General features: G+C 62.8%; 2 protein-coding genes. Both read right to left on the bottom strand.

Annotated elements, in window-relative coordinates:
• Positions 1 to 193: 193 nt before the first annotated feature.
• The gene (locus tag DT068_RS20470; RefSeq protein ID WP_119391746.1) at positions 194 to 3,934 is read right to left on the bottom strand and encodes a TonB-dependent receptor; all 3,741 of its coding nucleotides are present in this window, start codon (positions 3,932 to 3,934) and stop codon (positions 194 to 196) included.
• The gene (locus DT068_RS20465) at positions 3,931 to 11,550 is read right to left on the bottom strand and encodes a CLIPPER-2 domain-containing protein (protein ID WP_119391745.1); all 7,620 of its coding nucleotides are present in this window, start codon (positions 11,548 to 11,550) and stop codon (positions 3,931 to 3,933) included. Before DT068_RS20465 ends, DT068_RS20470 begins: the two co-directional genes overlap by 4 nt.
• Between the last annotated feature and the right edge of the window lie 147 nt (positions 11,551 to 11,697).

The following is an 11,697-nucleotide window of genomic DNA, read 5'->3' as shown; positions in this document are numbered from 1 at the left end:
TTTGCTAAGTCATTGAAATAGCTGAGGCGAGATTCTTTTTGCGAAAATTCCCTGTAATTCCCTGTAATTCCCTGTATCCGACCCTGGTGGACTGTGGACTGGACTGGACTGCACCCCGCGGGTGAGACAGGCTAATTGAGTGACACGGCTTTCGAAGGAGGAAGCGTGTCGAAGCGAATGCAAGACAATCATCTCAGAGACTGCCGATGATGTTCACGAAAACGCCTTCGTCGTCGAGCGTAAGGTCTCTCAGATCGTCCGAGAACACCCCGAAATTGTAGCCGACGCCGACCTTGAAGTTGTCGCCGACATGCCGGTACAAGGCGGCGAGAAGGCCGTAGTCGGTCGTATCGGCCTCGGGCATGTGCAGCACCCGGTTTTCGAGCATCACGTCCCAGTTCTTCACGATATGAAGATCGGAACGGATGATGCCGAGATGCGCCGTCGAGCTTTCCCAGTCATCCTCGAAATCGGTGCCCTGCCCGTCATCGGTCCTGTTGCGGACCTCACCGAAGCGCATGCCATATTTGGCGCCGAGCGACAGCCAGGGCGTCAAGTCATAGATGACGTCGGCGGAGAGGATATGACTGCGCTGAGCGGGCGCGAAGGTGTCCTCGCTGTCGAGCTGATCGTTGCCCGGCATATCGTAGAGCCAGGTATATTTGAACAGCGCGTTGAGGCGATCATTGTCCACTGGCCGGTAAGCATAGCCGATCGATGCCTCGACATAATTGGTATCCTGGAACGTCGTCGCCGATGAGGTCGAGTCCGACAGGACGGCGTCCACATTGGTGAGCAGCCGCCAATTGTCGCTCGTCTTCCAGGCGACGCCGGCCGCGAAGAGATAGCTGTTCTGATCGCGCGTATCGTCATCGGAGCGCTCTATGCGCACCTCGCCTCGCACACGGCCGCTGATTCCGGCCTCTTCGTCCTTGTAGGCGATCAGCAGAGACGGTGCGTAGCGATCGAAATCCTCGCGCTGGAAGCCCGTGCCTGCATCGACGGTCTCGTCCCGGATCCGCCCGACCTCGAGCCCGCCATCTATGGTCCATGCCGCAGCCGGCGTATAGACCACGCCATAGGTCTGGGCGAGCGAATGCCGGTCGCCGAACATGTCGTAAGTACTCTCGGAATAGGCCGAGATATCCTCCCTGATCTTGCTTCTGACGCCCGCCACGATGGCACCCAGGTCGGTGCCGAAGAGATCGTAGACCCGGTCCAGGTCATAGCCGCGGTCCGGGTCGAGCTTATAGCCGAGATAGTAGTGGTCGTCGGCGGTCGGATCATAGGTCAGCGCCGCCAGCGCGCCTATGCCATGCGTGCCGTAGGAAAGCTCGCTCTCGAGGCCGATCTTCTCCGTCAGCCGGATGGCGCTGCCGATGCCGATGCGGTCGTTGCGGTCGATGTTGCCCGAACGGTCGAGAGTGCCCTGACCGAACACGTAAACCTTGTGATCATCGTCCCACCGGTAGCTTACCCTGACGCCTGCATCGACGCGCGAGCCGTCATATCCGGATTTGCCCGATGCAATCGCCAGCGGCGACATGATCTCCGTATAGCCGAGACCGAAGGAGACCTTCCACTCGTCATCCAGTTCCCAGGTAACGCTGGCCTTTCCGTCCCGCTTCTCCTGCCCTTCGTCGTCTGCGAAGTCATCATAGGTGATCGCGACGCGGACACTCTCGCTCACATCGACATCGCCATGCACGCCCCAGATGGTGCGGTCATAGTCGATTTCCTGCGCGAGCGTTGAGAAACCCGCCCGCTTCTCCTCATAGTAGCCGCCCACGACGCCGGACAGGCCGCTGTCGTTCAGCTCCTCGAGAGCCATTTGGCCGCGCACTCGCCAGGCATCGCCCTTGCGGTTGCGATTGCTGCCGGTGGTATCGCCCCAGCTCAGTCCGCCGTCGGTCGAGCGCGAAAGGCCGAAGCCCGGCCCCTCGGAGTGGGCGAACTCGCCTTCAACAAAGGTCCTCTCCGAGTGGCGCAGCTGGATATCGGCGCCAAGCGCCTGCTGGTCGTCGGCCCCCGTGGTCTCGTTCATTCCGGTCACGCCGACGCGGACTTTCTCGCCCAGCCATTGCTGGGCCCGGCCGCCATAGTTATAGCCGTCCACATCCTCCAGGACGGGGGTGAACTCGTACTGGGCGATCAGGTAGACCCTGTTGCCGCCCAAAGCTCCATTGCGCACCGGCTCGTCGGTACCCAGCGTCGATGAGAGCGAGCGCTTCAGGATCAGAACGCCCTGCAAATAATCAAAACTGTAATCATCACCATAGCTCAGGGTGCGGCGCTCCATGACGCGTCCCGTCACCTCATCGCGGATTTCGATGGTGATCGTCTCGGAGCCCGCCGTGATATCCTGATGCTTCATGAAGTAGGCGGAACCGCCTGTTGCCAGGAACTCCTCGCGCTGCGGCAGCGTGTCCGGCTGCGAGGCGTAGAGGGTCACCTCGGTCTTGCGTTCGCCGAAGGACGTCGCCTCCTGCGATCGGTATACGGCATTGGCGCCATAAAGCTCACGCTCGGAGCGCATGAATTCAGGCCCGGTGATCCGCGTCTTGTAGGTGCCCCACATCACATGGCTGTCGCCCCGTTCGAGGCGCACATAGAACTTGCCCTTGGTCGGTGCGTCCTCGGTGAAGGTCGAATCATCGCCATAGACCGGGTAGTAGTCGTCCGGATCGAGGCGGCGCAGCAATTGCTTCGCATCCTTGCCGTCGAGATTGCTGAACAGCTTGTCGAGATCGTCCTCGGTCGTGTCGGCCGAAGCGGTGAGCAGATATTCGCCCTTGATCTTGCCTTTCAGATAGAAGGCGGTGCGGCCTTTGGCATAGACCTTGTCATATTCGCCGGGGCGAACGGTCTCGATCCTGGAATCGCCGGTGCGCATGCCGACGGTCAGATCGGCCAAAGCGACATAGAACCAGTCATTATCAGGGATGTTGATGTCCCGGTTGAAGCGCAACCCGCTCTTCCTTGACGGCCCATTGACGGCGATACCAACCACATGATCGCCGGGCGGGAGGATGCGCTGCACGACGAAGGCCTGGTTGCGATCGAGCGGTATCGCTTCGCCGAAGCCTTCGACCGAATAGCCTTCCGGCACGTTGCGCCCATAGATCGTGACGGCGCCGCCATTCACCGGAATGTTGCGCAGCGCCGTGCGGTCCTCGCTCATCCCCGGCGCGAAGGAAGCCTTGTCCGCCGCGGGAGGCAGATCCTTCTCGGTGCGCGCGATTGTCAGGGCCGCGGTCTCGTCATAGCGGCCCTCGGCATCATATACGCGCAGGACATAGTAGAACTCCCTCACCTCGTCCTCGTCCGAGGGCATGGTCCATTCGGCCTCGCCATTGATGGTGACGGGAATGATCTCGAACGGCCCTTCGCTCCGTTCCTTCTTCCGCTCGTAGATGCGGATCTCCGAGCGCTCGATAAAGGCCGGATAGTTGGCGGTGGCGAGGAAATGGACCGGCTCGCCCGCCTTGTAGACCCGTCTGACCGGCACGGTCGATATGTTGAGCAGCGTTCCCTTCTCCAGGCCGTCATACTTGATCTGGATGTCGACCGAGCTCAGTGCCGTGTCTATCCTTCTCTGCCTGTCGACCGGCTTGGCCTCCGCCTTCGAAGCGCTTCCATCGATGGCTTTCCCATCGACGCTGATCGAGAACGGGATATCGCCCTCATCGGCCGGGGTCTCGCGCTCGGTGTTCTTGCCGATGGGGATATGGCCTGACGAACTGTCGTCGAGCACCTTGCCGCGGACCTGCGGCATGCAGTCATCGTCCCCGCAGTCGCCGGGACTCTGCGCGAAGGTTTCGCCGCTCACCAGCATGAGGAAGGACAGCGCCGTGCCCAGGAAAAGCTTCTGACGTCGCGAGGTGTTCATGGCCCAGGATCCATTGGTCACGGGGTTGCCGACGATCGTTCTCATTGGCCCACCTCCACCCGTGTCTCGATTTCCAGCCGATACCGTCCTCCCCTTTCTCGCCACCGCTCGCGGATCAGCTCGCTGAAGTGATCCAGGCGTTTTCTGGCGATGGCTTCATTGGACCGCGCATCGATGTAGCTGAGGCGCAGCACGGATTGTTCCGCGCTCAGCACTTCGATCAGCTTGTCGATTCTTCGGGCCCAGCGCGGCCTGAGCTCGGCACTGCCGGCCTCGAAGGCTTCACCCCTCAGGTCGACGCGGACCACGCGGCCGATCGATGCGCCGAAATTGAGCTTGCTCATCTTGCCCGCCGTCAGGCGGATCACGCGCGGGTTCTCCGTCGTCAGGCGATAGCCCAGGGGCAGCGTGCGCGTGTCGAGCTTCATGATGAAGTTCGAGCCGATGCGCTGGTCCGGAAGGGCAGCGCAAGGCACGTGGAAGCGGCCGAATTTGTCGGTGGTGATCAGCCAGCCCTTGGCGGTGGCGACCCGTACCCCCGGCAGGCCGGGTTCGCCGTCGTCCTGGTAGCCATTGCGGTTGAGGTCATCGAACACCTTTCCGATGATGTCGCCGCAATCGAATACCGCCTCGATCACGATCTCGACCGAGGCCTTGGCTTCCGCCAGCACGCGGCCGTCCGGACCGGTGGCAATCGCCCGGTTGGTATGCTCACCCGGGCCGGCCGAGCTCAAAGCGAGCATCTGGAGGCGGATCACCACTTCGGCGTTCGGACCTATCGAGATGTTATCGAAACGTACCCGCAGGCCGTTGACCACCGGGGTGGCGGCAATGCCGTCCACGGTCGCCGAGCCGTCGACATAGCGGAAGCCCGACGGCATGACATCCGTCACCGTTATGCCGGCGACATTGCTGCTCGAATTATTCGTCACCCTGATGATGAAGGGTGCCTTCTCGCCGCGGCGGATCTGCCGCAACCCGGCCTGCTTGACGATGGTGATGTCCGATGCGGCCACGGCGGGCATCGATTCGTCGGATGTAGACGTGTTCGACGGCACGGTTGAGCCGTTAGACGTGCCGCGCGCCGTCGCCGAATTCCTGATGCCGTCCGTGACCCCGGCGGCGTTGTCGATGTCCTGCTGTGACAGCACATAGGTTGCCGTGAAGGTCTGGGAGGCGCCGGGCGCCAGCGTCACTTCCGTCGGCTCGAAGGCGGAAAGGCTGTTGCTGGCGGGCTGCCCGTTGAAGGTCGGGCCGGCATCTTGCGGCGAGACCCCGGTGGCCGTCTGCCCGCCGGTATTCGTCACGGCAAAGGAATAGGTGATCGTGTCGCCGACACTGGCATAGCCATTGCCATCGACGTCGTTGAACGCGCCAGTCTTCTGGATCGTCAGGCTGGCGGGCGGCGGTATGGTTATGGTCACGCTGTCGGGCGGGCTTTCGATGGCGCCGCCGCCCGGTATGGTGCCGGTGGCGGTCGCGGTGTTGGTCACCCCACCCGCATCGATGTCGGCCTGGGTCGGGGCATAGGTCGCGGTGAAGGTGAAGGTGGCGCCGGGCGCCAGGGTCTGCGGACCCTGATCGACCGCTACCAGCGGATCGTTGATCATCACATTGGTGAGGGTCACTGTGCCGGTATTGGTGACCAGGAACGAGTAGCCGATGGTCTCACCGAGATCGGCCACGCCATCGCCGTCCAGGTCATTGAGCGCGCCGGTTTTGTCGATGGTCATGCCGGGCGTCTGCTGTGGCGGCACCGTCACGCTGTCAGGCGGACTTTCGGTGGTTTCACCGCCCGGCGTGGTGCCACTGGCAGTCGCCGTATTGGTCACCGAGCCGGCATCGATATCGGCCTGTGTCGGCGTGTAGCTCGCGTGGAACGTAAAGTTGCCACCGGGCGCCAGGGTCTGCGGCCCTTCATTCACTGTCACCAGCGGGTCGTTCACCGTGACATTGGTGAGGGTCACGCTGCCGGTGTTGCGGACCAGGAAGGAATAGCTGATCGTTTCGCCGAGATCGAGCAAGCCGTCGCCGTCAAGATCATTGAGAATGCCGGTCTTCTCGACCGTCATACCCGGCGTCTGCTCCGGTGGCACCGTCACGCTGTCAGGTGGGCTCTCAGTGGTTTCACCGCCCGGCGTGGTGCCGCCGGCGGTCGCGGTATTGGTCACCGAGCCGGCATCAATATCGGCCTGGGTCGGGGTGTAGGTCGCGGTGAAGGTGAAGGTGGCATTGGGCGCCAAAGTCTGCGGCCCCTGGTCGATCGTCACCAGCGGGTCATTGACCGTGACATTGGTCAGCGTGACCGTGCCCGTGTTGCGGACGAGGAAGGAGTAGCTGATCGTCTCGCCAAGATCGAGAAGCCCGTCGCCATCGAGGTCGTTGAGTGTGCCGGTCTTGTCCACCGTCATGCCCGGTGTCTGCTCCGGTGGCACCGTCACGCTGTCAGGCGGACTCTCCGTCGTCTCGCCGTCCGGCGTGGTGCCGGTGGCGGTTGCGGTATTGGTCACCGAGCCGGCATCGATATCGGCCTGGGTCGGCGTATAGGTCGCGGTGAAAGTGAAGGTGGCGTTGGGCGCCAGAGTCTGCGCCCCCTGGTCGATCGTCACCAGCGGGTCATTGACCGCGACATTGGTCAGCGTGACCGTGCCCGTGTTGCGGACGAGGAAGGAGTAGCTGATGGTCTCGCCAAGATCGAGAAGCCCGTCGCCATCGAGGTCGTTGAGCGTGCCGGTCTTGTCCACCGTCATGCCCGGTGTCTGCTCCGGCGGCACTGTCACGCTGTCAGGCGGACTCTCCGTCGTCTCGCCGTCCGGCGTGGTGCCGGTGGCGGTTGCGGTGTTGGTCACCGAGCCGGCATCGATATCGGCCTGGGTCGGCGTATAGGTCGCGGTGAAGGTGAAGGTCGCGTTGGGCGCCAGGGTCTGCGGACCCTGATTGACCGTCACCAGCGGGTCGCTCACCGTCACATTGGTGAGGGTGACGCTGCCGGTGTTGCGGACGAGGAAGGAATAGCTGATCGTCTCGCCGAGATCGAGAAGCCCGTCGCCATCGAGGTCGTTGAGCGTGCCGGTCTTGTCGACTGTCATGCCCGGTGTCTGCTCCGGCGGCACCGTCACGCTGTCGGGCGGACTCTCCGTGGTCTCACCGCCCGGCGTGGTGCCGGTGGCGGTCGCGGTGTTGGTCACCGAGCCGGCGTCGATATCGGCCTGGGTCGGCGTATAGGTCGCGGTGAAGGTGAAGGTCGCGTTGGGCGCCAGCGTCTGCGCCCCCTGATTGACCGTCACCAGCGGGTCGCTCACCGTGACATTGCTGAGGGTCACATTGCCGGTGTTGCGGACGAGGAAGGAATAGCTGATCGTCTCGCCAAGATCGAGCAAGCCATCGCCGTCGAGATCATTGAGCGTGCCGGTCTTGTCGACTGTCATGCCCGGCGTCTGCTGCGGCGGCACCGTGACGCTGTCGGGCGGGCTCTCCGTCGTCTCGCCGCTCGGCGTGGTGCCAGAGGCAGTGGCCGTGTTGGTCACCGAGCCGTTGTCGATATCGGCCTGGGTCGGGGTGTAGGTCGCGGTGAAGGTGAAGGTGGCGCCGGGCGCCAGGGTCTGCGGCCCCTCATTCACCGAGACCAGCGGATCGCTGACCGTGACATTGGTGAGGGTCACCGCGCCGGTATTGCCGACCAGGAAGGAGTAGCTGATGGTCTCGCCGAGATCGAGCAGCCCGTCGCCATCGAGATCGTTGAGCGTGCCGGTCTTGTCGATGGTCATGCCCGGCGTCTGCTCGGGCGGCACTGTCACGCTGTCGGGCGGACTTTCGGTTGTCTCCCCACCCGGCGTGGTGCCGGTGGCGGTCGCGGTGTTGGTCACCGAGCCGGCATCGATGTCGGCTTGCGTCGGTGTGTAGGTCGCGGTGAAGGTGAAGGTGGCGTTGGGCGCCAGGGTCTGCGGACCCTGGTCGACCGTCACCAGCGGATCGGAGACCGTGACATTGGTGAGGGTGACCGCGCCGGTGTTGCGGACGAGAAAGGAGTAGCTGATGGTCTCGCCGAGATCGAGCAAGCCGTCGCCGTCCAGGTCATTGAGTGTGCCGGTCTTGTCGACCGTCATGCCGGGCGTCTGTTCGGGTGGAACCGTGACGCTGTCGGGCGGACTTTCGGTCGTCTCACCGCCCGGCGTTGTGCCGGTGGCGGTCGCCGTGTTGGTCACCGTGCCGGCATCGATATCGGCCTGCGTCGGGGTGTAGGTCGCGGTGAAGGTGAAGGTGGCGTTGGGCGCCAGGGTCTGCGGACCCTGATCGATCGTCACCAGCGGGTCGTTCACCGTGACATTGGTCAGCGTCACGTTTCCGGTGTTGCGGACGAGGAAGGAGTAGCTGATCGTCTCGCCGAGATCGAGCAAGCCGTCGCCATCCAGATCATTGAGCGTGCCAGTCTTGTCGACCGTCATTCCCGGTGTCTGTTCCGGCGGCACCGTCACGCTGTCGGGCGGACTTTCGGTCGTCTCGCCGTCCGGCGTGGTGCCGGTGGCTGTCGCGGTGTTGGTCACCGAGCCGGCATCGATATCGGCCTGGGTGGGCGTATAGGTCGCCGTGAAGGTGAAGGTGGCGTTGGGCGCCAGGGTCTGCGGGCCCTGATTGACCGTCACCAGCGGGTCGTTCACCGTGACATTGGTCAGCGTGACCGCGCCCGTGTTGCGGACGAGGAATGAGTAGCTGATCGTCTCGCCGAGATCGAGAAGCCCGTCACCATCCAGGTCATTGAGTGTGCCGGTCTTGTCGACCGTCATGCCCGGTGTCTGTTCGGGTGGAACCGTGACGCTGTCCGGTGGGCTTTCGGTGGTCTCGCCACTTGGCGTGGTGCCCGAAGTAGTGGCGGTGTTGGTCACCGAGCCGGCATCGATATCGGCCTGTGTCGGCGTGTAGGTCGCCGTGAAGGTGAAGGTGGCGTTGGGCGCCAGGGTCTGCGGGCCCTGATTGACCGTCACCAGCGGGTCGTTCACCGTGACATTGGTCAGCGTGACCGCACCTGTGTTGCGGACGAGGAAGGAATAGCTGATCGTCTCGCCGAGATCGAGAAGCCCGTCGCCATCCAGATCGTTGAGCGTGCCGGTCTTGTCGACCGTCATGCCCGGCGTCTGCGCGGGTGGAACCGTGACGCTGTCGGGCGGGCTTTCGGCGGTCTCGCCACTTGGCGTGGTGCCGGAAGTAGTGGCGGTGTTGGTCACCGCCCCCGCATCGATATCAGCCTGTGTGGGAGCGTAGGTCGCCGTGAAGGTGAAAGTAGCATTGGGTGCCAGCGTCTGCGGTCCTTGATCGACCGTCACCAGCGGGTCGCTTACCGTGACATTGGTGAGGGTGACGCTACCGGTATTGCGGACAAGGAACGAGTAAGTGATCGTTTCGCCCGGATCGATAAGATCGTTGCCGTTCAGGTCGTTGAGCATGCCGGTCTTCTGGAGTTCCAGCGCCGGCTCGTGCAGGTCGGTGTCGTTGGCCTCATTGTTGGCGAGGTCAGGATCAGTGGTGCCCCCGGGTGGCGTGACCGTTGCCGTGTTGCTCAAGGAACCGCTTTGGGTATCTGGTATGCTGATGGTCAGCTCAAAGGTAACGGAGGCGCCGACAGGCAGGTTCACCGGCACATTCTCGATCGGACCGGTGCCGCTCGGCACACTGCAAACACCCCCGTTCGTCGGAGCGCCGCAAGTCCAGGTCGCTTCCGTGATGCCCGTGGGCAGCGGATCGCTGACCAACGCGCCCTGCGCGCCGAAGGGGCCGTCATTGGTGACAACAATCGTATAGGTGGTGTCCACGCCCGTGGCGTAGATGTCAGTGCCGTTGTTTTTGGTGATCGCCAGATCGGCCGGGAAATTCATCGGCGTCGTGACACACTTCGCGCCGTCGTTGCTGCCGGACCCCTGCAGAGCCGAGATCAGCGTGGCCGCACCTGTCGTCAGGTCGAACCGATAGAAACCGCCATTATTGTTGCTGCCGAAGACGCCATTGGTGGCGCCGAACATGCCGCCGAAGGGGCCGGTGGTCCCTGTGAGACCGATCGTGGTGACGCTTCCGTTCGCCGGATTGATCGCGTAGAGATTGCTGCTGTCGACCGCCGTGTAGAGCAGCCCATTGTGCCAGGCCATATCCAGGGTGCCGATGTTCTGGCTCAGCACGACTGAAGTGGCCGACTTTGTTTCCAGATTGATGCGATAGAGCAAGCCGCCTGCCGCCACATAGTACGTGCCGTCTGGGCCGATCTCACCGGAGACGCTGTTGGTCGAGAGACCTGAGATCGCGCCAAGATTCACTACGCTGCCGTCGCTGCCGATGCGCACGAGTGTGCCGGCCGGCCCTTGCAGCCCATAGATGTAGCCATTGGTGGGGTGCATCGCGATTGCGTTGTACTGAACCGACGAGGCCGGCCCGACCGGATTGACGATGAATGGGTTCGAGGAGGTATTGAACTCGAAAAGCCCTGTCGGAACGTTCTGCGCCAGATACAAGCTGGCATCGCACGAGCCAAAGCCCGGCTGCGCTGGCGACACCGCGTTTGAATCGGTCGCCGTGTTGTTGCTCGTGTCGGGATCGGTGATGCCGTCCGGCGCGGTGACGGTGGCCGTGTTGGTCAGGATGACGCCGGAATAGCTCGGCGGCACCGTCAGCGTGAGGGTATAGGTGACCGAAGAACCCGCCGGCATATCGGCCGTCGTATTGATTGCACCCGTGCCGCTCGCTACGCCGCAAGCGGCACCGCCCGTGGCGCTGCCGCAGGTCCAGGTCGCCGTCGTGATGCCTGTCGGCAACGGATCGCTGACCTGGACGCTCGGCGCATCGACGGAGCCATTATTGCTGACGACGATGGTGTAGGTGACATTGGAGCCGCGTGTGAACGTCGTTGCGCCATCGTCCTTGGTGATCGAAAGATCTGTGCACGGCTCGGCGCTGGCGAAGGTGAAATTGTCTATGAAGAGACCCGTGTTTCCGGGACCGGGGGCGGCATTGTTAACGAACTGAATCGTTGCCGCGGTACCCGCCGCCACGAAAGTATGCTGATAGGTGGCCCAGGTTTGCGTATAATACGGCGTTGTAGGAAGACCACTGCCCCCGTTGAGGATGGAATTGGCAACAGGCTGAAGTGTCGCGATGGTGACGGGTGCTACCCCGTTTCCATTCCCCAACCGAACCGAAGCGATCGATTGCGAAGCCGACTGTCCGGCATAGTCGATCGAAAAAGTATATTGCTGTCCGGGAAGCAGGCCGGTGAAGGTCTGCCGGAGTGTTGCCGGCGCGGTGCCCCACAGATCGATGCTTTGCATCCCGTCGCTGGCATTGCTGTGGTAACGGAGCAGGTCCACCGTGCCGCTGACGGTCTGCCAGCCGTCGAGGGGATATGTCGTCGTCCGCCAGATCGCATAGCCATTAATAATGGACGTATTCTCACCCGGCCGTTGTGGCTCTGTTTGAATGTTCGGAGATTCGAATGAACCGTTGACGGCGAGATTGCATGCGCCGCCGGCCTGAGCATGAGCGGTAGCGCTCGAGAAGAAGACTGCGCTGATCATCACCAGAGCGGCTAGCACGCTGCGCCCAATGTCGCGCCCCGCGAGCAGCAGGTCCCTCGACAAGAACAGGCGTGCTGCCGCTGACGACTGAACGAAACCCTGCATGAAGTGCCCCCGACTTTATTGCCGCCGATGGTCGAATCACTTCGAATCGGCGTGAAACAGATTCGAACATCGGACGGCCCCGCCGCGGTCAGGAGATCAGAATCACGGCATGCAGTATTTCAAGAACCTTCGCTTCCTGTCAGCAAA

The organism is Taklimakanibacter lacteus (assembly GCA_003576695.1).
GTDB classification, from domain to species: Bacteria; Pseudomonadota; Alphaproteobacteria; order Rhizobiales; family Aestuariivirgaceae; genus Taklimakanibacter; species Taklimakanibacter lacteus.
The sequence above is the reverse complement of the archived record's forward strand: the minus strand, read 5'-3'. Positions and strand labels throughout refer to the sequence as shown.

What these genes read in the sequence shown, in the direction of transcription:
- DT068_RS20470 (WP_119391746.1), bottom strand. Translation starts at nt 3,934, where the DNA reads ATGAGAACGATCGTCGGCAACCCCGTGACCAATGGATCCTGGGCCATG.
- DT068_RS20465 (WP_119391745.1), bottom strand. Translation starts at nt 11,550, where the DNA reads ATGCAGGGTTTCGTTCAGTCGTCAGCGGCAGCACGCCTGTTCTTGTCG.